General features: G+C 64.1%; 22 protein-coding genes and 3 rRNA genes. 22 read left to right on the plus strand and 3 right to left on the minus strand.

Features of this window, described 5'->3' with window-relative positions; genetic code table 11:
* Positions 1-4: 4 nt before the first annotated feature.
* The 16 genes from fadD1 to AC5Y5V_RS03205 all read left to right on the plus strand — a co-directional run bounded on the left by fadD1 (position 5) and on the right by AC5Y5V_RS03205 (position 14603).
* Positions 5-1600 carry a fatty-acid--CoA ligase FadD1 gene (gene fadD1, locus AC5Y5V_RS03130; RefSeq protein ID WP_499931153.1) on the plus strand — a complete coding sequence of 532 codons (1596 nt, stop codon included), beginning with the start codon at positions 5-7 and terminating at the stop codon, positions 1598-1600.
* A gap of 172 nt (positions 1601-1772) precedes the next feature.
* Positions 1773-2009: a 50S ribosomal protein L31 gene (gene rpmE, locus AC5Y5V_RS03135; protein WP_499931516.1), complete on the plus strand. Its 237-nt coding sequence runs from the start codon at positions 1773-1775 to the stop codon at positions 2007-2009.
* A 99-nt stretch (positions 2010-2108) separates the two neighbouring features.
* On the plus strand, positions 2109-3197 hold the full coding sequence (gene prfA / locus AC5Y5V_RS03140) for a peptide chain release factor 1 (protein ID WP_499931154.1): 1089 nt from the start codon (positions 2109-2111) through the stop codon (positions 3195-3197).
* Positions 3194-4045, plus strand: a complete 852-nt coding sequence (prmC, locus tag AC5Y5V_RS03145) for a peptide chain release factor N(5)-glutamine methyltransferase (protein ID WP_499931155.1) — start codon at positions 3194-3196, stop codon at positions 4043-4045. Before prfA ends, prmC begins: the two co-directional genes overlap by 4 nt.
* A complete protein-coding gene (locus tag AC5Y5V_RS03150) occupies positions 4038-4694 on the plus strand; it encodes an L-threonylcarbamoyladenylate synthase (protein WP_499931156.1) in 657 nt (218 codons plus the stop codon). Before prmC ends, AC5Y5V_RS03150 begins: the two co-directional genes overlap by 8 nt.
* A 6-nt stretch (positions 4695-4700) precedes the next feature.
* Positions 4701-5939, plus strand: coding sequence for a UDP-N-acetylglucosamine--decaprenyl-phosphate N-acetylglucosaminephosphotransferase (gene rfe / locus AC5Y5V_RS03155; protein WP_499931157.1), 1239 nt, complete (start codon positions 4701-4703; stop codon positions 5937-5939).
* A 228-nt stretch (positions 5940-6167) separates the two neighbouring features.
* A complete protein-coding gene (locus AC5Y5V_RS03160; protein ID WP_499931158.1) occupies positions 6168-6641 on the plus strand; it encodes an ATP synthase subunit I in 474 nt (157 codons plus the stop codon).
* A complete protein-coding gene (atpB, locus tag AC5Y5V_RS03165) occupies positions 6634-7389 on the plus strand; it encodes a F0F1 ATP synthase subunit A (protein ID WP_499931159.1) in 756 nt (251 codons plus the stop codon). The genes AC5Y5V_RS03160 and atpB overlap by 8 nt, the downstream gene beginning before the upstream one ends.
* A gap of 70 nt (positions 7390-7459) precedes the next feature.
* Complete coding sequence (locus AC5Y5V_RS03170; RefSeq protein WP_499931160.1) at positions 7460-7720, plus strand: F0F1 ATP synthase subunit C; 261 nt, start codon at positions 7460-7462, stop codon at positions 7718-7720.
* Between the two features lie 6 nt (positions 7721-7726).
* A complete protein-coding gene (locus AC5Y5V_RS03175; protein ID WP_499931161.1) occupies positions 7727-8239 on the plus strand; it encodes a F0F1 ATP synthase subunit B in 513 nt (170 codons plus the stop codon).
* Between the two features lie 3 nt (positions 8240-8242).
* The gene (locus AC5Y5V_RS03180; RefSeq protein WP_499931162.1) at positions 8243-9598 is read left to right on the plus strand and encodes a F0F1 ATP synthase subunit B/delta; all 1356 of its coding nucleotides are present in this window, start codon (positions 8243-8245) and stop codon (positions 9596-9598) included.
* 60 nt (positions 9599-9658) lie between these two features.
* Positions 9659-11338, plus strand: a complete 1680-nt coding sequence (atpA, locus tag AC5Y5V_RS03185) for a F0F1 ATP synthase subunit alpha (RefSeq protein WP_499931163.1) — start codon at positions 9659-9661, stop codon at positions 11336-11338.
* Between the two features lie 6 nt (positions 11339-11344).
* Positions 11345-12256 carry a F0F1 ATP synthase subunit gamma gene (locus AC5Y5V_RS03190; RefSeq protein ID WP_499931164.1) on the plus strand — a complete coding sequence of 304 codons (912 nt, stop codon included), beginning with the start codon at positions 11345-11347 and terminating at the stop codon, positions 12254-12256.
* Between the two features lie 22 nt (positions 12257-12278).
* A complete protein-coding gene (gene atpD, locus AC5Y5V_RS03195) occupies positions 12279-13733 on the plus strand; it encodes a F0F1 ATP synthase subunit beta (RefSeq protein ID WP_499931165.1) in 1455 nt (484 codons plus the stop codon).
* A gap of 43 nt (positions 13734-13776) precedes the next feature.
* Complete coding sequence (locus AC5Y5V_RS03200) at positions 13777-14142, plus strand: F0F1 ATP synthase subunit epsilon (protein ID WP_499931166.1); 366 nt, start codon at positions 13777-13779, stop codon at positions 14140-14142.
* Between the two features lie 17 nt (positions 14143-14159).
* On the plus strand, positions 14160-14603 hold the full coding sequence (locus tag AC5Y5V_RS03205; protein ID WP_499931167.1) for a DUF2550 domain-containing protein: 444 nt from the start codon (positions 14160-14162) through the stop codon (positions 14601-14603).
* 10 nt (positions 14604-14613) lie between these two features.
* On the opposite strand, the gene AC5Y5V_RS03210 is transcribed toward AC5Y5V_RS03205, so the two are convergent.
* Positions 14614-15192 carry a cob(I)yrinic acid a,c-diamide adenosyltransferase gene (locus AC5Y5V_RS03210; protein WP_499931168.1) on the minus strand — a complete coding sequence of 193 codons (579 nt, stop codon included), beginning with the start codon at positions 15190-15192 and terminating at the stop codon, positions 14614-14616.
* Positions 15193-15263: 71 nt separating this feature from the next.
* On the opposite strand from AC5Y5V_RS03210, the gene murA reads away from it, so the two are divergent.
* The 4 genes from murA to rrf all read left to right on the plus strand — a co-directional run bounded on the left by murA (position 15264) and on the right by rrf (position 21911).
* Positions 15264-16517 carry a UDP-N-acetylglucosamine 1-carboxyvinyltransferase gene (gene murA, locus AC5Y5V_RS03215; protein ID WP_499931169.1) on the plus strand — a complete coding sequence of 418 codons (1254 nt, stop codon included), beginning with the start codon at positions 15264-15266 and terminating at the stop codon, positions 16515-16517.
* Positions 16518-16820: 303 nt separating this feature from the next.
* Positions 16821-18340: ribosomal RNA gene (locus tag AC5Y5V_RS03220) — 16S ribosomal RNA — on the plus strand.
* 262 nt (positions 18341-18602) lie between these two features.
* A 23S ribosomal RNA gene (locus tag AC5Y5V_RS03225) occupies positions 18603-21706 on the plus strand.
* Between the two features lie 91 nt (positions 21707-21797).
* Positions 21798-21911, plus strand: a 5S ribosomal RNA gene (gene rrf, locus AC5Y5V_RS03230).
* Together the 16S, 23S and 5S rRNA genes form the textbook arrangement of a ribosomal RNA operon.
* A 135-nt stretch (positions 21912-22046) precedes the next feature.
* Here rrf and AC5Y5V_RS03235 read toward each other — a convergent pair.
* On the minus strand, positions 22047-22544 hold the full coding sequence (locus AC5Y5V_RS03235; protein WP_499931170.1) for a methylated-DNA--[protein]-cysteine S-methyltransferase: 498 nt from the start codon (positions 22542-22544) through the stop codon (positions 22047-22049).
* Positions 22541-24025, minus strand: coding sequence for an AlkA N-terminal domain-containing protein (locus AC5Y5V_RS03240; protein WP_499931171.1), 1485 nt, complete (start codon positions 24023-24025; stop codon positions 22541-22543). The genes AC5Y5V_RS03235 and AC5Y5V_RS03240 overlap by 4 nt, the downstream gene beginning before the upstream one ends.
* Here AC5Y5V_RS03240 and AC5Y5V_RS03245 point away from each other — a divergent pair.
* A complete protein-coding gene (locus AC5Y5V_RS03245; RefSeq protein ID WP_499931172.1) occupies positions 24020-24310 on the plus strand; it encodes an MmyB family transcriptional regulator in 291 nt (96 codons plus the stop codon). The two genes, AC5Y5V_RS03240 and AC5Y5V_RS03245, sit on opposite strands and share 6 nt — an antisense overlap.
* Positions 24311-24400: 90 nt before the next feature.
* Positions 24401-24775 (plus strand): limonene-1,2-epoxide hydrolase family protein, encoded by a 375-nt coding sequence (locus tag AC5Y5V_RS03250; protein ID WP_499931173.1) that lies wholly within the window; start codon positions 24401-24403, stop codon positions 24773-24775.
* Positions 24776-24864: the final 89 nt, after the last annotated feature.

Below are 24864 nucleotides of genomic sequence, written 5' to 3' on the forward strand. Positions count from 1 at the left end.
AGCCGTGCCGGAGACGCTTCAACAACTGCTTCGTGAGCGGCTGGACCAGGACACGCCAGGGCTGAGATACGGCGACCAGGTGTGGACCTGGCGGGAGCATCTCGCGGATGCCAGCGCAACCGCGGCGGCCCTGATCCGCGCGGCCGACCCCGACCGCCCGCTGCACGTGGGCGCATTGCTGGGCAACACGCCCGAGATGCTCACCCTCATGGCTTCGGCCGCGCTGGGCGGGTTCGTGCTGTGCGGCATCAACACCACGCGCCGCGGCGAGGCGCTGGTCAGAGACATTCTGCGGGCCGACTGCCAGATCCTGGTCACCGACCCGGCGCACCGCGAGCTGCTGGACGGCCTCGACCTGCCCGGCGTGCAAGTGTTCGACGTGACCAGCGAGTCCTGGAAGGAGCTGCTGGCCTCGTCGCTGGATGCCGGAACGCTCACCCCGCATCGCGAGGTCACGCCGACGGACACGTTCATGATGATCTTCACCTCCGGCACCAGCGGCGAGCCCAAGGCGGTGCAAATAGCCCACCTGACCGTGCTGTTCGCCGGTATCAACCTCACCCAGAGGTTTAAGGTCGACTCTTCCGACGTCTGCTATCTGTCGATGCCGCTGTTCCATTCCAACGCGCTGCTGGCCGGGTGGAGCGTGGCGGTCGGTGCGGGCGCGGCCATGGTTCCCGCGACGTTTTCGGCCTCCGGGCTACTGCGGGATGTGCGCCGGTACGGCGCCACCTATATGAACTACGTCGGCAAGCCGCTCGCCTACGTCCTGGCCACTCCCGAGCAGCCCGATGACCAGGACAATCCGCTGCGGGTCGCGTTCGGCAACGAGGCCAGCGAGCGCGACATCGCCGAATTCGGCCGACGCTTCGACTGCACGGTGTGGGACGGCTTCGGCGCCACCGAGGGCGCCATCATCATCGCCCGCGAAGACGGCTGCCCGCCGGGATCGCTGGGCCGCGGATTTCCCGGGGTCGCCATCTACAACCCGGACACGCTGGCCGAATGCCCCGTGGCCACGTTCGACGAAGACGGGTCGCTGACCAACGCCGACGAGGCGATCGGGGAGTTGGTCAACACCACCGGCGGCGGCTTGTTCTCCGGCTACTACAACGACCCCGACGCCACCAGTTCGCGGCTTCGCAACGGGATGTACTGGTCGGGAGACCTCGCCTATCGGGACGCCGACGGATGGATCTATTTCGCCGGCCGCAGCGGTGACTGGCTGCGCGTCGACGGCGAGAACATGACCGCCGCTCCGATCGAGCGGATCCTGCTGCGGTTGGCGCCGATCAGCCAGGTGGCGGTGTATGCGGTGCCCGACGAGCACGTCGGCGACCAGGTGATGGCCGCCATCGTGCTGGCCGACGATGCCCACCTGACGCCCGAGGAGTTCGGCGATTTTCTGGCCGCCCAGCCCGATCTGTCGCCCAAGGCGTGGCCCCGCCGGGTCTGGCTCACCCACGAGCTGCCCGCCACGGCGACCAACAAGGTCCTCAAGCGGGAGCTTTCCGCCCGCGGCCCGCTGCCCGACGGCGGTGCGATCTGGACGCGCGACGCGAGAAGCAAGGTCTACACCCGCCTGGACCGCGACGGGTGACCCGGGAATGCGGGGGCGCATCTCGGTGTTTGGGGTGATGGCGGTTGACCTGGCATAATCGACGGTCGACCACCCGGGACCGGCAAAGGTCCTTAGGAGTTCGAGCCCAAACGCCTGATCGAGCCCTGCTTAACACGGCGGCACCGGGCGGCCAACGATCGAAGAGGACATGATGAAAGCTGACATTCATCCCGCGTACGAAGAGACCACAGTGCACTGCGGCTGCGGCAACACCTTCCAGACCCGCAGCACCAAGCCGGGCGGCCGCATCGTGGTCGAGGTTTGTTCGCAGTGCCACCCCTTCTACACCGGCAAGCAGAAGATCCTCGACAGCGGCGGCCGGGTCGCCCGCTTCGAGAAGCGCTACGGCAAGCGCACCAAGACCGACGCCGCCGCGGCCGACAAATAGCTGGCTGACCGACGCCCGAACTGTGCTGGTAACCGCACAGGCCGGGCGTCGGTTCGTGTTTGCGGTTGACAGCGGAGGCAAGGTGCTAGGAGGTCTGACATGACACCACCAGCTCAGAAGCCGACGCAGACCATCGACGTGGTGCTCGCCGAACACGCCGACCTCGAGCGCGCGCTGGCCGACCCCGAACTGCACAGCAAGCCCGACGAGGCCCGCAAGGCCGGCCGCCGGTTCGCCCGACTGGCCCCGATCGTCGCCACGCACCGCAAGCTGGTGTCCGCGCGCGAGGATCTGGAGACCGCGCGCGAGTTGGCCGCCGACGACGAGTCTTTTGCCGAAGAGGTCACCGAACTGGAATCCCGGGTGGCCGAACTGGATACCCAGCTGACCGACATGTTGGCGCCGCGTGACCCGCACGACGCCGACGACATTCTGCTCGAGGTCAAATCCGGTGAGGGCGGCGAGGAGTCCGCGTTGTTCGCAGCGGACCTGGCCAGGATGTATATCCGCTACGCCGAGCGGCACGGCTGGAACGTGACGGTGCTGGACGAAACCACCTCGGACCTGGGCGGTTACAAAGACGCCACGCTGGCCATCGCCAGCAAGGGCGACACGGCCGACGGAGTGTGGTCGAAGATGAAGTTCGAGGGTGGCGTGCACCGGGTGCAGCGCGTTCCGGTGACGGAATCCCAAGGCCGCGTTCACACTTCGGCGGCGGGTGTGCTGGTCTACCCGGAACCCGAGGAGGTGGGCGAGGTCCAGATCGACGAGTCGGACCTGCGCATCGACGTCTACCGCTCCTCCGGCAAGGGCGGCCAGGGTGTCAATACCACCGACTCCGCGGTGCGGATAACCCATCTTCCCACCGGGATCGTGGTCACCTGCCAGAACGAACGCTCGCAGCTGCAGAACAAGACGCGCGCTTTACAGGTACTGGCCGCGCGGTTGCAGGCCGCGGCCGAGGAACAGGCACTGGCCGACGCCTCGGCGGATCGGGCGAGCCAGATCCGCACGGTAGACCGCAGCGAGCGCATTCGCACCTACAACTTCCCGGAGAATCGGATCGCCGATCACCGAATCAACTACAAATCCCACAACCTCGATCAGGTGCTGGACGGCGACCTGGATGCGCTGTTCGACGCGCTGAGCGCGGCCGACAAGCAGTCCCGGCTGCAACAGGCGCCATGACCAGCCTGCGGCGCGCGATCGACTCCGCGACGGCAGTCCTGGCCGACGCCGGAATCGACTCCGCGCGTCACGATGCCGAGTTTCTGGCCGCTCATCTGACGGGCACCGACCGCGGCCGGTTGCCGCTGCTCGCCCCGCCCGCCGCGGAGTTCTTCGGGCGCTACGACGACGCCGTCGCCGCACGATCACGACGGATTCCCTTGCAGCACATCACCGGATCCGTGATGTTCGGGCCGGTCGAGCTACGCGTCGGTCCGGGGGTGTTCATCCCGCGGCCGGAGACCGAGGCGATGTTGGCATGGGCCACGGCGCAGCCGATCGCGGCGCGGCCGGTCATCGTCGACCTGTGCACGGGCTCCGGCGCGCTGGCCGTGGCCCTGGCCCACCATTGGCCCGCGGCCCGGGTGATCGGCATCGACGACTCGGACGCGGCCCTGCGCTACGCCCGTCGCAACATCGAGGGCACCGCGGTGGAACTCGTGCGCGCCGACGTCGGCACGCCCGGCATGCTGCCCGAACTCGACGGACGCGTCGATCTGATCGTCGCCAACCCGCCCTATGTTCCGGACGGCGCGGTGCTGGAACCCGAAGTGGCTCAACACGATCCCGCGCACGCGGTGTTCGGCGGGCCGGACGGGATGGCGGTGATCGCCGGCGTCGTCGCCCGCGCGGCGCGCTGGTTGCGTTGCGGCGGCCTGGTGGCCATCGAGCACGACGACTCGACATCGGCATCGACCATCGAATTACTGTCGGATGCAGGGGTTTTCGAGGACATCCGGGCTCGGCAGGATCTGGCCGGCCGACCCAGGTTCGTGACGGCTCGCAGAGGGGGCGGCGCAGATGAGTGAACTGTACGACTGCGCCGACCACGAGCAGCGTGCGCGCGGAATCTCGGCGGCGGCAGACACACTCAAGGCGGGCCGGCTGGTCGTCATGCCGACCGACACCGTCTACGGCATCGGCGCCGACGCCTTCGACAGCGACGCGGTGGCCGCGCTGCTGGCGGCCAAGGGGCGCGGACGCGACATGCCGGTGGGAGTGCTGGTGGGCTCGTGGCACACGATCGAGGGTCTGGTGTACGCCATGCCCGAGGGCGCGCGCGAACTGATCCGCGCGTTCTGGCCCGGCGCGCTGAGCCTCGTGGTGACGCAGGCCCCGTCGTTGCAGTGGGACCTCGGCGATGCCCGCGGCACGGTGATGGTGCGAATGCCGTTGCACCCCGTCGCGATCGAACTGCTCCGCGAGGTGGGTCCGATGGCCGTGTCCAGCGCAAATGTCTCCGGCCGCCCGCCCGCGGTCAACGCCGACGACGCGCGCAGGCAACTCGGTGACCTCGTCGAGGTCTACCTCGATGCCGGCCCGTCCGCCCAGCAGGCCGCGTCCACGATCGTCGACCTGACCGGCGACGCGCCGCGCGTCCTGCGGCCGGGCCCCGTCGGCACCGACCGCATCGCGGAGGTCCTCGGCCTGGACCCGGCAAGCCTGACGGTGCAGTAGGGTCTCGTGGTGTCCAGCGACGTAACCAGCCTTGCCGCAGGGTTGCTCGCATTGGCGGATCGTGGCGCCGGGGTGCCCCTGCGCGAGTTGGCTCTGGTCGGGCTGACCGCGGCGATCATCACCTACTTCGCGACCGGTCCGGTGCGTGTGCTGGCCACCCGGCTGGGAGCGGTCGCCTACCCCCGAGAGCGCGATGTGCACGTCACACCCACTCCCAGGATGGGCGGGCTGGCGATGTTTCTGGGCGTGCTGGCGGCCGTGTTTCTGGCGTCCCAGCTGCCCGCCCTGACCCGCGGCTTCGTCTACTCGACCGGCATGCCCGCGGTCCTGGTGGCGGGCGCGGTGATCATGGGCATCGGCCTGATCGACGACCGCTGGGGGCTGGACGCGCTGACCAAGTTCGCCGGCCAGATCACCGCGGCGAGCGTGCTGGTCACCATGGGCGTCGCGTGGAGCGTCCTATACATCCCGATCGGCGGCGTCGGCACCATCGTCCTGGACCAGGCGTCGTCGATCCTGCTCACCCTGGCGCTGACCGTATCGATCGTCAACGCGATGAATTTCGTCGACGGGCTCGACGGGCTGGCCGCGGGGCTGGGCCTGATCACCGCGCTGGCGATCTGTGTCTTCTCGGTCGGCCTGCTCCGTGACCACGGCGGTGACGTGCTCTTCTATCCGCCCGCCGTGATTTCGGTGGTGCTCGCCGGCGCCTGTCTGGGCTTTCTGCCGCACAACTTCCACCGGGCCCGGATCTTCATGGGCGATTCGGGCTCGATGCTGATCGGCCTGATGCTCGCGGCGGCGTCCACCACCGCCGCCGGCCCCATCTCGCAGAACGCCTACGGCGCCCGCGACGTGTTTGCTCTGCTGTCACCGTTCCTGTTGGTGGTGGCGGTGATGTTCGTGCCGATGCTCGACCTTCTGCTGGCGATCGTCCGCCGCACCCGCGCGGGCCGCAGCGCGTTCAGCCCCGACAAGATGCACCTGCACCACCGGTTGCTGCAGATCGGTCATTCCCATCGCCGAGTGGTCCTGCTGATCTATCTGTGGGTCGGCATCGTCGCGTTCGGGGCGGCGAGCACGATCTTCTTCAATCCGCGCCATACCGCGGCGGTGATGCTGGGCGCGATTGTCGTCGCGGGCATCGCGACGGCGATCCCGCTGCTGCGCCGCCGCGACGACTACCAGGACGACTACCGAGACGACTACGACGAGGACGACGGCAAAGACTACGACGCTCGGTAGTAGGGGGCTCTACCTTGTGGTACGGTGCAGCTAGAACCCCGAAATCAAACCTCGTGGGTTGCCGGCCACCCGGCTCATCGGATACCTATCCGAGCGCGCCGACGCACGACCGACAAAGGGAGCTACCCCTTGGGTGATTCCAGCGCGACGACTGCGATACGCTCTGCGGGCCACCGATCGGTCGGATGGGTGGTACCGGCTCCGCCAACCCGGGATTGAGGTACTGAAGTGACGACACCAGCGCAGGACGCGCCGTTGGTGTTTCCCGCCGTTGCCTTCCGCCCGGTTCGTCTCCTTGTTATCAGCGTCGTGCTCGCAGCGGGGGTGACCGTGCTCACCGGTCTGGCCGGCCGCCTGATGTTCGGGGTGTTCTTCGGTATCGGACTGTTGCTCGGTTTGCTCAACGCGCTTCTGGTGCGGCGTTCCGTGGGCGCGATCACGGCGAAAGAACATCCGCTGAAGAAGGCGATGGCGCTCAACTCGGCGTCCCGGCTGGCGATCATCACCATCGCCGCCCTGATCCTCGCGGGTGTGTTCCGGCCCAATGGCCTGGGCGCGATGTTCGGCCTGGCGCTGTTCCAGGTGATGCTGGTGTTCTCGACGTCGCTGCCGGTCTTGAAGAAGTTGCGCGAGGAGCAGCGCCTCGCGTCCGCGGGCGGCGGCGCCGACGGGTCCGAAGGGAGCATTACCAGCGATGACTGAGACGGTCCTGGCCGGCACCGGAATCGAGGTCGGCCACCACGACACCAAGATCTGGCTGGGGATGCATGTCAACGTCGACACGGTGTTGTCGACGGGGATCGCCGCGGTGATCGTGATTGCGCTGGCGTTCTACCTGAAAGCCAAGGTGACCTCGAAGGGCGTGCCGGGCGGCGTGCAGTTGTTCTGGGAGGCCATCACCATCCAGATGCGCGACCAGATCGAGAGTGCCATCGGGATGCGGATCGCCCCGTTCGTGCTTCCGCTGGCGGTCACCATCTTCGTGTTCATTTTGATCTCCAACTGGTTGTCGGTCCTTCCGTTGCAGTACGCCGACAAGGACGGGCATCCCAAGGAGTTGCTTTCGTCAGCCGCCGGGGACATCAACTATGTGCTCGCGCTGGCTCTGTTCGTGTTCCTGTGCTACCACGCCGCCGGAATCTGGCGCCGCGGCATCATCGGGCACCCGGTCAGGGTGCTCAAGGGACACGTCGCCTTCCTGGCGCCGATCAACATCGTCGAAGAGCTCGCCAAGCCGATCTCGTTGTCCCTCCGTCTTTTCGGCAACATCTTCGCCGGCGGCATCCTCGTGTCGCTGATCGCGCTCCTGGGGCCGGCCGTAATGTGGGCGCCGAATGCGATCTGGAAAACGTTCGACCTGTTCGTCGGGGCTATTCAGGCCTTCATTTTCTCCATTCTGACCGTGTTGTATTTCAGTCAGGCGATGGAGCTGGAAGACGAACACCACTAGCCCACTACTAGCCGAAGCACCACAACAGAAGCCTGGTAGAGCGCTACCAGTTATCAAGGAGGATAAAGAAATGGCGGATGCAAATCTGCTCGGACTCGGCGCCTACATCGGCGGTGGCCTGATCATGGCCGGCGGTGCGATCGGCGCCGGTATCGGTGACGGTATTGCGGGTAACGCGCTGGTTTCCGGCATCGCCCGGCAGCCCGAGGCGCAGGGACGGTTGTTCACCCCGTTCTTCATCACCGTCGGTCTGGTCGAGGCGGCGTACTTCATCAACCTGGCCTTCATGGCGTTGTTCGTCTTCGGCGCGCCAATCTCTCCCACTCAGTAATCCACTGTGATCGGCGACGCGAGCACTCTCGTTCTGGCCGGAGGCGAGGGCGGAGAAGGCGGCGGAAGCTCCTTCCTCATCCCCAACGGCACGTTCTTCTTCGTGCTGGCCATCTTCCTTCTCGTGCTGGCCATCATCGGCACCTTCGTGGTGCCGCCGATCATGAAGGTGTTGCGGGAACGCGACGCCATGGTCGCCAAGACGGCCGCCGACAGCAAGAAGGCGGCCGAGCAGTTCGCCGCTGCGCAGGACGATTACGAAGCGGCGTTGAAAGAGGCCCGGGTCGAGGCGTCGGCGTTGCGCGACAATGCCCGCGCGGACGGCCGTAAGGTCGTCGACGACGCTCGCGCCGCGGCCGAGCAGCACGTTGCCGCGACGTTGGCGCAGGCCAACGACCAATTGAAGCGGGAGCGCGACGCCGTCGAATTGGATCTGCGCGCCAATGTCGCGTCCATGTCGACGACCCTGGCCAGCCGAATCCTCGGTGTCGACGTCACCCCTTCAACCACGACGAGGTAGGCGATGTCGACGTTTTTCGGGCCGGTTTTCTTCTCGCAGCTCGCCGGGTTCGCGATCATCGTGTTCATCGTGGTGCGTTACGCCGTGCCGCCGGTGCGCAAGTTGATGACCGCGCGCCAGGACACCGTGCGCCAGCAATTGAAGGACTCGTTGGCGGCCGCTGAGCGGCTGACCGAGTCGACCACGGCGCACAGCAACGCCGTGGAGTCCGCTAAGGAAGAGGCCGAGCGGGTCGTCGCGGAGGCCAAGGCGGATACCGAACGCATCAGGGAACAGTTGCAGGCCCAGTCCGAAGTCGATGCGGACCGCATCAAGGCACAAGGCGGCCGCCAGGTCGACCTGCTGCGGGCACAGCTCAGCCGTCAGCTTCGTCTGGAGCTGGGCCACGAGTCCGTGCGCCAGGCAGGGGAATTGGTGCGCAACTACGTCGCGGACCCGGGTCAGCAGTCGGCCACCGTCGATCGTTTCCTGGACGAACTCGACGAGATGGCGCCGGAGCCGGCGGAAGTTCAGTTCCCCCTGCTGGCGAAGTTCCGCTCGGCCAGCCGGCGCGCGCTGGGCAACCTGGGGGACCGGCTCGGTTCCATCGCCAAGGACCTCGACAACCCGGCTTTGGAGAAGCTCTCCGACGAGCTCGTATCGGTGGCGCAACTGCTGAATAAGGAACTCGTCGTCACCCGGTACCTCACCGTGCCCGCCGAAGACGCGTCCCCGAGGGTGAAGTTGCTCGAGCGCTTGGTGGCCGACAAGGTTGGCGCCCCGACCCTCGACGTGCTGCGGGCCGCCGTTTCGGAGCGTTGGTCGACCAACTCGGATCTAGTCGACGCGATCGAACACGTGTCCAGGCAAGCGCTGTTGGAGGTCGCCGAACGCGAAGAGCGGGTCGACGAGGTCGAAGACCAATTGTTCCGCTTCTCCCGCATTCTCGCAGCTCAGCCTCGCCTGGCCATCCTCCTGGGCGACTACGGTGTCCCGGCCGAAGGACGCGTCGGATTGCTGCGCAATGTGCTCAAGTGCGCGACCGGCAGGGCCAACAGGATCACGAACTCGCTGCTGGCCCACACCGTGGAGCTGCTGCGCGGCCAGTCGGCGGACGAGGCCGTGCTGTTTCTGGCCGAGGCGGCGGTGGCGCGCCGGGGCGAAGTCGTCGCGCAGGTCAGTGCGGCGGCAGAGCTCAGCGACGCCCAGCGCACGCGCCTTACCGAAGTGCTGAGCCGCATCTACGCCCACCCGGTGGCAATCCAGCTGCAGATCGACCCGGAGTTGCTGGGAGGACTATTGATCTCCGTGGGCGACGAGGTGATCGACGGTACGCTCTCGTCTCGCCTGACCGCGGCCGAAGCCCAACTGCCAGATTAGAAGCGCAGCCCGACAAACCCGAACTAGCCTGTACAAACCGAAGTAGGAGTACGAAAAGCCATGGCAGACCTGACAATCTCCGCCGATGACATTCAGAGTGCCATCGAGGAGTACGTAAGCTCCTTCACCGCCGACACCTCCCGCGAAGAGGTCGGCACGGTCGTCGACGCCGGGGATGGCATCGCGCACGTGGAGGGCTTGCCGTCGGTGATGACCCAGGAGTTGCTGGAGTTCCCCGGCGGGGTCCTCGGCGTGGCCCTCAACCTTGACGAACACAGCGTCGGCGCGGTCATCCTGGGTGACTTCGAAAACATCGAAGAAGGCCAGCAGGTCAAGCGCACCGGCGAAGTCCTGTCGGTTCCGGTGGGTGACGCCTTCCTGGGACGTGTCGTCAATCCGCTCGGCCAGCCGATCGACGGCGGCGGCGACATCGACACCGACACGCGGCGTGCGCTGGAGTTGCAGGCGCCGTCGGTGGTGCAGCGGCAAAGCGTGAGCGAACCCCTGCAGACCGGCATCAAGGCCATCGACGCGATGACCCCGATCGGCCGCGGCCAGCGCCAGCTGATCATCGGCGACCGCAAGACCGGCAAGACCGCGGTGTGTGTGGACACCATCCTCAACCAGCGGCAGAACTGGGAGACCGGCGACGAGAAGAAGCAGGTGCGCTGCGTCTACGTGGCCATCGGGCAGAAGGGCACCACGATCGCTTCGGTGCGCCGCGCGCTCGACGAGGGCGGCGCCATGGACTACACCACCATCGTCGCCGCTCCCGCCTCGGACTCGGCTGGCTTCAAATGGCTTGCGCCCTATACCGGTTCGGCGATCGCCCAGCACTGGATGTACGACGGCAAGCACGTGCTGATCGTCTTCGACGACCTGACCAAGCAGGCCGAGGCCTACCGCGCCATCTCGCTGCTGCTGCGCCGTCCGCCCGGCCGCGAGGCATACCCGGGCGACGTGTTCTATCTGCACTCGCGGCTCCTCGAGCGCTGCGCCAAGCTGTCCGATGACCTCGGCGGCGGATCGCTGACCGGGCTGCCGATCATCGAGACCAAGGCCAACGACATCTCGGCCTACATTCCGACCAACGTCATCTCGATCACCGACGGCCAGTGCTTCCTGGAGACCGACCTGTTCAACCAGGGCGTGCGACCGGCCATCAACGTGGGCGTGTCGGTGTCGCGTGTCGGTGGTGCTGCGCAGATCAAGGCGATGAAGGAGGTGGCCGGAAGCCTCCGTCTGGACCTGTCGCAATACCGCGAGCTGGAGTCCTTCGCTGCCTTCGCCTCCGACCTCGACGAGACGTCGAAAAAGCAGCTGGAGCGCGGCGAGCGGCTGGTCGAGCTGCTCAAGCAACCGCAGTTCGCGCCGATGCCCGTTGAGGAGCAGGTAATTTCGATCTTCCTGGGCACCGGCGGACACCTGGACTCGGTGCCGGTGGAAGACGTCAAGCGTTTCGAAGCCGAACTCCTGGAACACATCCGGGCTTCCGAGGAGAAGTTCCTCGAGGGGATCCGCGAGAGCCAGAAGCTGGGCGAGGAATCCGAAGAGAAGCTGACCGACATCATCAACCACTTCAAGAAGGGCTTCGCGGCCACGGGTGGCGGGTCGGTGGTCCCCGACGAGCACGTCGATGCCCTTGACGAAGAGGACCTGGGCAAGGAATCCGTGCAAGTCAAGAAGGAAAAGCCCAAGGACAAGAAGGAGTCCAAGGGCGGCAAGAAGGACAAGAAGTAGCTAACAATGGCTGCCACACTTCGCGAATTGCGCGGACGGATCCGCTCGGCGGGGTCGATCAAGAAGATCACCAAGGCCCAGGAGTTGATCGCGACCTCGCGCATCGGTAAGGCGCAAACCCGGCTGGAAGCAGCCAGGCCTTACGCGTTCGAGATCACCCGGATGCTGACCACCCTGTCCGCCGAAGCCGCCCTGGACCATCCGCTGCTCGTCGAGCGCGCGGAGCCTAAGCGGGCCGGCGTGCTGGTGGCGTCTTCTGACCGGGGTTTGTGCGGCGCGTACAACTCGAGCATCTTCCGCCGCTCCGAGGAACTGTTCTCCCTGCTGAGGGAGGAAGGAAAGCAACCGGTTCTCTACACCGTCGGGCGTAAGGCGCAGAACTACTTCAGGTTCCGGAACTGGGACATCACCGAATCGTGGACGGGCTTCTCGGAGCAACCGAAATACGAGGACGCGGCTGAAATCGGTACGGCGTTGGTCGACGCATTCATGCGGGGTAGTGGCGACGACGAGTCCGAAGACGGTCAGGGCGTGGACGAATTGCACATCGTCTATTCGGAATTCAAGTCGATGATGTCGCAGACGGCGGTGGCCCACCGCATCGCGCCTTTGCTGGTGGAGTACGTCGAGGAAGATCAGGGGCTACACACGCTGTACTCGTTCGAGCCGGATGCGACGACGCTGTTCGACGCGCTACTGCCGCGCTACCTGACCACGCGTGTGTATGCGGCATTGCTGGAATCCGCGGCATCGGAGTTGGCGTCGCGTCAGCGGGCCATGAAGTCGGCTACCGACAACGCAGACGACCTCATCAAGGCTCTGACGCTGGAAGCAAACCGTGAGCGGCAGGCTCAGATCACCCAGGAAATCAGCGAAATCGTCGGCGGCGCAAACGCGCTCGCTGACGCCGCGAAGTAGTCCACGAGGAAGCGAAGAAGACATGACTGCTACATCGGAAACAAAGACCGGCAACTCGAAAGGCTCCGAGACCAGCGGCCGCGTGGTTCGGATCACTGGGCCGGTCGTGGACGTCGAATTCCCGCGGGGTTCGGTACCGGAGCTTTTCAACGCCCTGCATGCCGAGATCAAATACGAGGAACTCGCCAAGACCCTGACGTTGGAGGTCGCGCAGCACCTCGGCGACAACCTGGTGCGCACCATCTCGATGCAACCCACCGACGGACTGGTGCGCGGCGTCGAGGTGACCGACACCGGTAACTCGATCTCTGTGCCGGTCGGCGAGGAAGTCAAGGGCCACGTCTTCAACGCGCTGGGCTACTGCCTGGACAAGCCCGGCTACGGCGAAGACTTCGACCACTGGTCGATTCACCGCAAGCCGCCGAAGTTCGAGGACCTCGAACCCCGCACCGAAATGCTGGAAACCGGCCTCAAGGTCGTCGACCTGCTCACTCCGTATGTGCGTGGCGGCAAGATCGCCCTGTTCGGCGGTGCCGGCGTGGGCAAGACCGTGCTCATCCAGGAAATGATCAACCGCATCGCCCGAAACTTCGGTGGCACTTCGGTGTTCGCCGGCGTGGGGGAGCGCACCCGTGAGGGCAACGACCTGTGGGTGGAGCTCAAGGAAGCCGACGTGCTCAAGGACACCGCGCTGGTGTTCGGTCAGATGGACGAGCCGCCCGGCACCCGTATGCGCGTGGCGTTGTCGGCGCTGACGATGGCGGAGTGGTTCCGCGACGAGGCGGGCCAGGACGTGCTGCTGTTCATCGACAACATCTTCCGGTTCACCCAGGCCGGTTCGGAGGTGTCGACGCTGCTCGGCCGTATGCCGTCCGCGGTGGGATACCAGCCGACGCTAGCCGACGAGATGGGTGAGCTGCAGGAACGCATCACTTCGACCCGAGGCCGTTCGATCACGTCCATGCAGGCCGTCTACGTGCCAGCTGACGACTACACCGACCCGGCGCCGGCGACCACCTTCGCTCACCTCGACGCCACCACCGAGCTGTCCCGAAACGTTTTCTCGAAGGGCATCTTCCCGGCGGTGGACCCGCTGGCGTCGAGCTCGACCATCCTGGACCCCAGCGTCGTGGGCGACGAGCACTACCGCGTGGCGCAGGAAGTCATCCGAATCCTGCAGCGCTACAAGGACCTCCAGGACATCATCGCCATCCTCGGTATCGACGAACTGTCCGAAGAGGACAAGCAGCTGGTCAACCGGGCCCGTCGGATCGAGCGATTCCTGTCGCAGAACATGATGGCGGCCGAGCAGTTCACGGGTCAGCCGGGTTCCACCGTCCCCGTCAAGGAGACCATCGAGGCATTCGACAAGCTGGCCAAGGGCGACTTCGACCACGTACCCGAGCAGGCGTTCTTCCTGATCGGGGGCCTCGACGACTTGGCCAAGAAGGCCGAGACCTTCGACGTCAAATTGTGATCGAGCCCAGCGGGCCTGAAAGAGCGCTGAAAGGTGGTGTGGCATGGCCGAATTGAACGTTGAAATCGTCGCTGTCGATCGCAAGATCTGGTCGGGAGAGGCAACGTTTCTGTTCACCCGCACCACCGTCGGCGAGATCGGAATCCTTCCGCACCACATCCCACTGGTGGCGCAACTCGTCGACGATGCCATGGTGCGCGTCGAGCGGGAAGACGGAGACGATCTCCGTGTCGCGGTGGATGGCGGCTTCATATCGGTGACCGAAGAGGGTGTCACCGTTCTCGCCGAGTCTGCGGAGTTCGAAAAGGACATCAACGAGAGCGCCGCCAAAGAGGATTCCGAGTCTGACGACCCGAAGACCGCCGCCAGGGGCCGCGCCAGATTGCGCGCCCTCGGCGCGCTCGACTGACCGCCTCGGGCCATTAGATGAGCGCGCCCGTGGTCGTCATGGCCGTGCTCACCATCGTCTTGGGGGTCGCCGTCCTGGCGCTGAGCTACCGGCTGTGGAAGCTGCGTCAGGGCGGGACGGCCGGGATCATGCGGGACATCCCCGCCGTCGGGGGTCACGGCTGGCGGCACGGCGTCATCCGGTACCGCGGCGGCGAGGCCGCCTTCTATCGGTTGTCCAGCCTGCGGCTATGGCCGGATCGCCGGCTCAGCCGGCGCGGTGTGGAGATCATCGCCCGGCGCGGGCCCCGCGGCGACGAGTACGACATCATGACCGACGAGATCGTCGTCCTGGAACTGCGCGACAGCACGCAGGATCGACGGTCGGGTTACGAGATCGCGCTCGACCAGGGCGCGCTGACGGCGTTCTTGTCGTGGTTGGAGTCTCGGCCTTCGCCCCGCGCGCGCGGCCGCAGCGTGTGAGGGCCGGCCGCTAACTCGCCGCGCCGCCGCCCGGGCGCCACAGCACGTCGTTGCCCCCGTTGGCCACCCGCGCCAGGATGAACAGCAGATCCGACAGCCGGTTCAGGTACTTCGCCGGCAAGACGCTGACGCCGTCCGGGTGCGCGTCGACGGCCGCCCAGGCCGAGCGCTCCGCTCTGCGGACCACTGTGCGGGCGACGTGCAACAGCGCCGACAGAGGCGAACCACCGGGCAGCACAAAGGAATTCAGCGCAGGCAGGTCTTCGTTGTAACGGTCACACCAGCCCTCCAGCCGGTCGATATACGGCTGGCTGACTCGCAGCGGAGGATACTTCGGGTTCTCCACCACGGGCGTCGACAGATCCGCGCCCGCATCGAACAGATCGTTCTGAATCTGCCGCAGCGCGTCCGCGATCTCCGGTTCGGGACCGCCCAGCTCGATAGCCACGCCGATCGCGGAGTTGGCCTCGTCGCAGTCGGCATACGCCGCCAGCCGAGCGTCGTTCTTGGACACGCGTGAGAAATCGCTCAATCCCGTGGTTCCGTCGTCGCCGGTGCGCGTATAGATGCGGGTCAGGTGTACTGCCATGACCAAAACGGTACCGGGCAGACCCCCTTGGCTGACTGACAAGGCGATACCGCTTCACTAGACTGACGCGGGTGGCTGAGCGATTCATGGTGACCGGCGGCAACCGGTTGTCCGGCCGAGTCGCAGTCGGGGGCGCGAAGAACAGCGTGCTCAAGCTCATGGCCGCCACGTTGCTGGCCGAAGGCACCAGCACCATCACCAACTGTCCCGACATCCTCGACGTGCCGCTGATGGCGGAGGTGCTGCGAGGCCTGGGTGCCACCGTCGAGCTCGACGGCGACGTCGCCCGGATCACCTCGCCCGACGAGCCCAAGTACGACGCCGATTTCGCCGCGGTGCGGCAGTTCCGCGCCTCGGTCTGCGTGCTGGGCCCCCTGGTGGGGCGGTGCAAGCGTGCCAGGGTGGCGCTGCCGGGCGGCGACGCGATCGGGTCGCGCCCGTTAGACATGCACCAGGCAGGCCTCAGACAGCTCGGCGCGCACTGCAACATCGAGCACGGCTGCGTCGTGGCGCAGGCGGACACCTTGCGCGGCGCGGAGATTCAATTGGAGTTCCCTTCGGTGGGCGCCACCGAGAACATCCTGATGGCCGCCGTCCTCGCCGAAGGCGTCACCACGATCCACAACGCCGCGCGCGAGCCCGACGTCGTCGACCTGTGCACGATGCTGAACCAGATGGGCGCCCAGGTCGAAGGCGCGGGTTCACCGACGATGACGATCACCGGTGTTCCGCGGCTCTATCCGACCGAGCACCGCGTGATCGGGGACCGCATCGTGGCCGCCACCTGGGGCATTGCCGCCGCGATGACGCGCGGCGACATCACGGTCACGGGAATAGATCCGCTGCATCTGCAGTTGGTCCTGCACAAGCTGCACGACGCAGGTGCCACCGTCACCCAAACGGATGACAGTTTCCGGGTGGCCCAGTACGAGCGGCCTAAGGCCGTCAACGTTGCGACGTTGCCGTTCCCGGGGTTTCCGACCGATCTGCAGCCGATGGCCATCGCGCTGGCTTCGATCGCCGACGGCACGTCGATGATCACGGAAAACGTGTTCGAGGCGCGGTTCCGGTTCGTCGAGGAGATGATCCGGCTCGGCGCCGACGCCCGTACCGACGGACACCACGCCGTGGTGCGGGGCCTGCCGCAACTGTCCAGCGCGCCGGTCTGGTGCTCGGACATTCGGGCCGGCGCCGGGCTGGTGCTCGCGGGACTGGTCGCGGACGGAGAAACCGAGGTCCACGACGTTTTTCACATCGATCGCGGCTACCCGTTGTTCGTCGAGAACCTGGCGTTTTTGGGAGCGGAGATCGAGAGGGTAGAGTAGGGCGCGTGCTCGACCGCCCCCCTCGGGGAGCGTCTCGCACAGATCGCCAAAAACCGGGGCTTGACTCCACTGCCGGATCCGTATTAAGCTGGCAGGGTTGCCCCGAAGCGGGCGAGAAACAAGCAAGAAGTGTTGTTTGAGAACTCAATAGTGTGTTTGGTGTTTTTGTTTGTTGTTGTTTTTTGACCATACTTACGCCCCCCGTGTGTGGGTATGGTCGTTTTTTGATGCCAGTTAATTGGTGTCTTTTTGTTAGGTCAGATTTTCTCTGATTTGAATTCACCTCGCCTTGCGAGGAGTTTTTGTTTGGAGAGTTTGATCCTGGCTCAGGACGAACGCTGGCGGCGTGCTTAACACATGCAAGTCGAACGGAAAGGTCTCTTCGGAGATACTCGAGTGGCGAACGGGTGAGTAACACGTGGGTAATCTGCCCTGCACATCGGGATAAGCCTGGGAAACTGGGTCTAATACCGGATATGACCTCGGGACGCATGTCCTCTGGTGGAAAGCTTTTGCGGTGTGGGATGGGCCCGCGGCCTATCAGCTTGTTGGTGGGGTGATGGCCTACCAAGGCGACGACGGGTAGCCGGCCTGAGAGGGTGTCCGGCCACACTGGGACTGAGATACGGCCCAGACTCCTACGGGAGGCAGCAGTGGGGAATATTGCACAATGGGCGCAAGCCTGATGCAGCGACGCCGCGTGGGGGATGACGGCCTTCGGGTTGTAAACCTCTTTCAGCAGGGACGAAGCGCAAGTGACGGTACCTGCAGAAGAAGCACCGGCCAACTACGTGCCAGCAGCCGCGGTAATACGTAGGGTGCGAGCGTTGTCCGGAATTACTGGGCGTAAAGAGCTCGTAGGTGGTTTGTCGCGTTGTTCGTGAAATCTCACGGCTTAACTGTGAGCGTGCGGGCGATACGGGCAGACTGGAGTACTGCAGGGGAGACTGGAATTCCTGGTGTAGCGGTGGAATGCGCAGATATCAGGAGGAACACCGGTGGCGAAGGCGGGTCTCTGGGCAGTAACTGACGCTGAGGAGCGAAAGCGTGGGGAGCGAACAGGATTAGATACCCTGGTAGTCCACGCCGTAAACGGTGGGTACTAGGTGTGGGTTTCCTTCCTTGGGATCCGTGCCGTAGCTAACGCATTAAGTACCCCGCCTGGGGAGTACGGCCGCAAGGCTAAAACTCAAAGGAATTGACGGGGGCCCGCACAAGCGGCGGAGCATGTGGATTAATTCGATGCAACGCGAAGAACCTTACCTGGGTTTGACATGCACAGGACGCGTCTAGAGATAGGCGTTCCCTTGTGGCCTGTGTGCAGGTGGTGCATGGCTGTCGTCAGCTCGTGTCGTGAGATGTTGGGTTAAGTCCCGCAACGAGCGCAACCCTTGTCTCATGTTGCCAGCGGGTAATGCCGGGGACTCGTGAGAGACTGCCGGGGTCAACTCGGAGGAAGGTGGGGATGACGTCAAGTCATCATGCCCCTTATGTCCAGGGCTTCACACATGCTACAATGGCCGGTACAAAGGGCTGCGATACCGCAAGGTTAAGCGAATCCTTTTAAAGCCGGTCTCAGTTCGGATCGGGGTCTGCAACTCGACCCCGTGAAGTCGGAGTCGCTAGTAATCGCAGATCAGCAACGCTGCGGTGAATACGTTCCCGGGCCTTGTACACACCGCCCGTCACGTCATGAAAGTCGGTAACACCCGAAGCCAGTGGCCTAACCCTTTGGGAGGGAGCTGTCGAAGGTGGGATCGGCGATTGGGACGAAGTCGTAACAAGGTAGCCGTACCGGAAGGTGCGGCTGGATCACCTCCTTTCTAAGGAGCACCACGAAAAGCACTCCAATTGGTGGGGTGCGAGCCGTGAGGGGTTCTCGTCTGTAGTGGACGGAAGCCGGGTGCACAACAACAAGCAAGCCAGACACACTATTGGGTCCTGAGGCAACACTCAGGTGTTGTCCCACCATCTTGGTGGTGGGGTGTGGTGTTTGACTATTGGATAGTGGTTGCGAGCATCTAATGGATGCGCTGCTTAGCGGTAGCGTGTTCATAAATGTAATTTTTCTTTGGTTTTTTGTGTTTGTAAGTGAATAAGGGCGCATGGTGGATGCCTTGGCATCGAGAGCCGATGAAGGACGTGGGAGGCTGCGATATGCCTCGGGGAGCTGTCAACCGAGCGTTGATCCGAGGATTTCCGAATGGGGAAACCCAGCACGAGTGATGTCGTGTTACTCGCTTCTGAATATATAGGTTGCGAGAGGTAACGCGGGGAAGTGAAACATCTCAGTACCCGTAGGAAAAGAAAACAATTGTGATTCCGCTAGTAGTGGCGAGCGAACGCGGAACATGGCTAAACCGCATGCATGTGTAACCGGGTAGGGGTTGTGTGTGCGGGGTTGTGGGATTGATACATCTCAGCTCTACCTGGCTGAGGGGTAGTCAGAAAGTGTCGTGGTTAGCGGAAGTGGCCTGGGACGGTCCGCCGCAGACGGTGAGAGCCCGGTACGCGAAAACCCGACACCTACCTTGTATCAACTCCCGAGTAGCAGCGGGCCCGTGGAATCTGCTGTGAATCTGCCGGGACCACCCGGTAAGCCTAAATACTACTCGATGACCGATAGCGGATTAGTACCGTGAGGGAATGGTGAAAAGTACCCCGGGAGGGGAGTGAAAGAGTACCTGAAACCGTGTGCCTACAATCCGTCAGAGCCTCCTCGTGGGGTGATGGCGTGCCTTTTGAAGAATGAGCCTGCGAGTCAGGGACATGTCGCGAGGTTAACCCGTGTGGGGTAGCCGCAGCGAAAGCGAGTCTGAATAGGGCGTATCCCCTTTTGGGGTGTAGTGGCGTGTTCTGGACCCGAAGCGGAGTGATCTACCCATGGCCAGGGTGAAGCGCGGGTAAGACCGCGTGGAGGCCCGAACCCACTTAGGTTGAAGACTGAGGGGATGAGTTGTGGGTAGGGGTGAAAGGCCAATCAAACTCCGTGATAGCTGGTTCTCCCCGAAATGCATTTAGGTGCAGCGTTGCGTGATTCACCACGGAGGTAGAGCTACTGGATGGCCGATGGGCCCTACTAGGTTACTGACGTCAGCCAAACTCCGAATGCCGTGGTGTACAGCGTGGCAGTGAGACGGCGGGGGATAAGCTCCGTACGTCGAAAGGGAAACAGCCCAGATCGCCGGCTAAGGCCCCTAAGCGTGTGCTAAGTGGGAAAGGATGTGCAGTCGCAGAGACAACCAGGAGGTTGGCTTAGAAGCAGCCACCCTTGAAAGAGTGCGTAATAGCTCACTGGTCAAGTGATTGTGCGCCGATAATGTAGCGGGGCTCAAGCACACCGCCGAAGCCGCGGCAACCGTAAGGTTGGGTAGGGGAGCGTCCCCCTTTCTGCGAAGCCATTGGGTGACCGATGGTGGAGGATGGGGGAGTGAGAATGCAGGCATGAGTAGCGATAAGGCAAGTGAGAACCTTGCCCGCCGTAAGACCAAGGGTTCCTGGGCCAGGCCAGTCCGCCCAGGGTGAGTCGGGACCTAAGGCGAGGCCGACAGGCGTAGTCGATGGACAACGGGTTGATATTCCCGTACCCGTGTGTGGGCGCCCGTGATGAATCAACTCTGCTAACCACCCAAATGGTGGTCTATCAAACCCTTCGGGGTGCGAGGATCGCCGGCTGCGTGGGACCCGGGTTGGTAGTAGTCAAGCGATGGGGTGACGCAGGAAGGTAGCCGTACCAGTCAGTGGTAATACTGGGGTAAGCCTGTAGGGAGAGCGATAGGTAAATCCGTCGCTCACTAATCCTGAGAGGTGATGCATAGCCGGTTGAGGCGAATTCGGTGATCCTCTGCTGCCAAGAAAAGCCTCTAGCGAGCACACACACGGCCCGTACCCCAAACCGACACAGGTGGTCAGGTAGAGCATACCAAGGCGTACGAGATAACTATGGTTAAGGAACTCGGCAAAATGCCCCCGTAACTTCGGGAGAAGGGGGACCGAAATACCGTGAACACCCTTGCGGTGGAAGCGGGATTCGGTCGCAGAAACCAGTGAGAAGCGACTGTTTACTAAAAACACAGGTCCGTGCGAAGTCGCAAGACGATGTATACGGACTGACGCCTGCCCGGTGCTGGAAGGTTAAGAGGACCCGTTAACTCGTAAGGGTGAAGCGGAGAATTTAAGCCCCAGTAAACGGCGGTGGTAACTATAACCATCCTAAGGTAGCGAAATTCCTTGTCGGGTAAGTTCCGACCTGCACGAATGGCGTAACGACTTCTCAACTGTCTCAACCATAGACTCGGCGAAATTGCATTACGAGTAAAGATGCTCGTTACGCGCGGCAGGACGAAAAGACCCCGGGACCTTCACTATAGCTTGGTATTGGTGTTCGGTACGGTTTGTGTAGGATAGGTGGGAGACTGTGAAACCTCGACGCTAGTTGGGGTGGAGTCGTTGTTGAAATACCACTCTGATCGTATTGGATACCTAACGTCGAACCGTATATCCGGTTCACGGACAGTGCCTGGTGGGTAGTTTAACTGGGGCGGTTGCCTCCTAAAATGTAACGGAGGCGCCCAAAGGTTCCCTCAACCTGGACGGCAATCAGGTGTTGAGTGTAAATGCACAAGGGAGCTTGACTGCGAGACTTACAAGTCAAGCAGGGACGAAAGTCGGGATTAGTGATCCGGCACCTCTGAGTGGAAGGGGTGTCGCTCAACGGATAAAAGGTACCCCGGGGATAACAGGCTGATCTTCCCCAAGAGTCCATATCGACGGGATGGTTTGGCACCTCGATGTCGGCTCGTCGCATCCTGGGGCTGGAGCAGGTCCCAAGGGTTGGGCTGTTCGCCCATTAAAGCGGCACGCGAGCTGGGTTTAGAACGTCGTGAGACAGTTCGGTCTCTATCCGCCGCGCGCGTCAGAAGCTTGAGGAAACCTGTCCCTAGTACGAGAGGACCGGGACGGACGAACCTCTAGTGCACCAGTTGTTCCACCAGGAGCACGGCTGGATAGCTACGTTCGGACAGGATAACCGCTGAAAGCATCTAAGCGGGAAACCTTCTCCAAGATCAGGCTTCTCACTCTTTTAGAGAGATAAGGCCCCCCGCAGACTACGGGATCGATAGGCCAGACCTGGAAGTTCCAGCAATGGGCGAAGGGAACTGGCACTAACCGGCCGAAAACTTACCAACACAAATCGCAACCACTATTCGGTACTCACGACATTCGTCGTGAGACACCACACCCCCCATCAATACACTTGAATGGAAAAATAAATAGAGTTACGGCGGCCACAGCGACAGGGAAACGCCCGGTCCCATCCCGAACCCGGAAGCTAAGCCTGTCAGCGCCAATGGTACTGCCCTATTCGGGTGGAAGAGTCGGACACCGCCGAACATATACAAAAACACCCCCTGCAAAGGGGGTGTTTTTGCATTCTCGATCGGCCCTCGCGGGCGTAACCTGCCTGCGAATTCAGGGGCTGATTTTTCGCGGTGCCGTTACGCGCGCGGGCGTGCCGCGGGCATGCCGCTAGTCGAACAGCGTCAGGTCCGCCGGCGCGCGCTTCTTTTCCAAGGCGAGCAGCGTCCTCTTGCGGTCCAGGCCGCCGCCGTAGCCGGTGAGGCTGCCGCTCGCGCCGATGACGCGGTGGCACGGGACGATGATCGCGATGGGATTGTGCCCGTTGGCCAGTCCGACCGCACGCGCGGCGCCGGGTGCGCCGACCTGTTCGGCGATTTCTCCGTAGGAGCGGGTTTCGCCGTACGGGATGGTCAGCAGCGCCTGCCAGACCCGTCGCTGAAATTCGCTGCCGCGCATGTCGAGTTCGACATCGAAGTCGGTGAGCTCGCCGGCGAAGTACGCGTCGAGTTGCGCGACGGCGTCGTCGAACACCCCGTCATCCAGAGCCCAGTCGGCGCGGCTCGGTTCATAGGTCTGGTCGACCATCCTCAAATTCGTCAGCGTGCGGCCCCGGCCGGCCAGGGTGAGGGGGCCGATCGGGCTGTCGATGGTGCGGTAATGAATCATGCGACCTCCTGGGGCCATTGGTTTACCGGATGATCGAGAGTGGTCCACAAATGCTGGACCGCGTAGGAGCGCCAGGGCCGCCAGCGTGCGCTGCGTTCGGTGAGCGTCCGCTCGCGGGCGGGGAGGCCGAGTCGCTCCGCGGCCAGCCTCAGGCCGAGGTCGCTGGCCGGGAAGGCGTCTGGATCGCCGAGGCCTCGCATCGCGATCACCTCCGCCGTCCAGGGCCCGATCCCGGGCACGTTCAGCAATTGTCCACGGGCGCTTTCCCAGTCGCAGCCGGCGTCCAGGGCGATGCTGCCGTCGGCAAGTCCGGCAACCAGAGCGCTCAGCGTGCGTTGCCGGGCCTTCGGGACGGCGAGATGTACCGGGTCGATCTCTGCGAGCTGTTCGACCGACGGGAAGGTGTGGGTGATCGCGCCCGCGGGATCGTGGACGGGCCGCCCGTAGGCGGCAACCAGCCTGCCCAGGTGCGTGCGGGCGGCCTTGGTCGACACCTGCTGACCCAGCACGGCGCGCACGGCGAGTTCCGCTTCGTCGACGGTGCGGGGGATGCGTTGCCCCGGAGCCTTGGCTACCACCGGGGCCAGATCCGGATCGGCGCTGAGCGCCTCGACCACCGCTTCGGGGTCGGCGTCGAGGTCCAGGAGGCGCCGGCACCGGGCGATCGCGGTGGTGAGGTCGCGGAAGTCGTCGAGGGCTAACTGACAGCCGATGTGATCCACCGCCGGCGTGAGGCTGACCACGGCGTTGCCGTAGGGCAGCCGCAGGCTGCGGCGGTACGCACCGGCCCGGACCTCCTCGCAGCCCGGCACCGTCCCGGCGGCCAGGTGGCCGAAGACGCCCTCGTAGGAGAACGGGGTGCGTACCGGCAGCCGCAGCGACACGGCCCCCGGTGACGGCGCCTCGGACCCGAACCGGACCGCGGCGCGCCGGCGCAGCGCCGTCGGCGTGTTCTCGAATACCAGTCGCACGGTGTCGTTGAACTGGCGAATGCTGGAGAAACCCGCGGCGAAGGCGACATCGGCGAACGCCAGGTCGGTGGTCTCGATCAGGACCCGCGCGGTCTGCGTCCGCTGCGCGCGGGCCAGCGCGAGCGGGCCGGCACCCACCTCGGCCTGCAACAGTCGCTCCAGCTGGCGCGTGGTGTAGCCGACGTGCGCCGCGAGCCCGCCGACGCCCTCGCGGTCCACCGTGCCGTCGGCGATGAGCCGCATCGCGCGGGCCACCACATCCCCGCGCACATTCCACTCGGGGGAGCCCGGCGATGCGTCGGGACGGCACCGCTTGCACGCCCGGAAGCCCTCCCGTTGGGCGGCCGCCGCGGTCGGCAGGAAACGTACGTTGCGCGCGAACGGCGGCCGCACGGGGCAACTGGGACGGCAATAGATCCGCGTCGTCAGCACCGCGGTGACGAACCAGCCGTCGAACCGGGCGTCCTTGGACTGGACGGCCCGGTAGCAGCGCTCGAAATCTTCATGCACGGGTTCCACAGTTACACCTGCCCACCGACAAGACTGGCGGAAAAACGACATCAATGTCGACGAGGTCACGAGCGTCTATCTGGTCTCGTCGGTGAGTTGTCCACCCGTAGCGATGACTTCCGGACGCTATGGGCCGCCCACGATATCGCCGAATATCTCGTCAGATCCAAAGTGATGTGCCATCCCGATCTCGGCCCGATGGAATTCAGTTTCGAGGGATTGCAGCTGCCCGGCGACCCTGGACCCATGTTGTTCGTACTCATCCCCGAGTCCGGAAGAAAGTAGTTCGCGGGTGACTAGGGCCGACGACCTTTACAAAGTAGTGGCGCACTGTCACGCTGAAGTCTGCCCGGCGGCTTGGTCGAAGGAGATCGAATGTCACGTTCACCCGGTGAGCTGGTAACTGAATTCTGTGCGTTGTGGTCGAAGCAAGACGTCGCCGCTATCACCGCGAACATGGCCGAAGATGCTGTCTATCACAATATTCCGATGGATCCGGTGCAGGGCCGGGAGGCGATTCGCGCCTTCATCGAGAACTTCTTGACGACGATGGACGGCATCGAATTTGTCGTACACCGCCAGGTCAGCGAAGGGAATCTGGTCTTCAACGAGCGGACGGACATCATCCGTACCAAGGCCGGTAAGGTCATCGAGCTGCCGGTCACCGGCGTGTTCGAGGTCGCCGACGACCAGATCACCGCGTGGCGCGACTACTTCGACATGGGGACCATGGTCAAGGCATTCGGTTAGAAACCTATGTGGGGCCCGTCCGCGGGGTGTCGAGTCTGTGGTGGCGGCGTTCAGACTGCGTCCAGGGTCTGGTCCGGCGCGGGTCGGGG

Source organism: Mycobacterium sp. NGS68 (assembly GCF_059812195.1).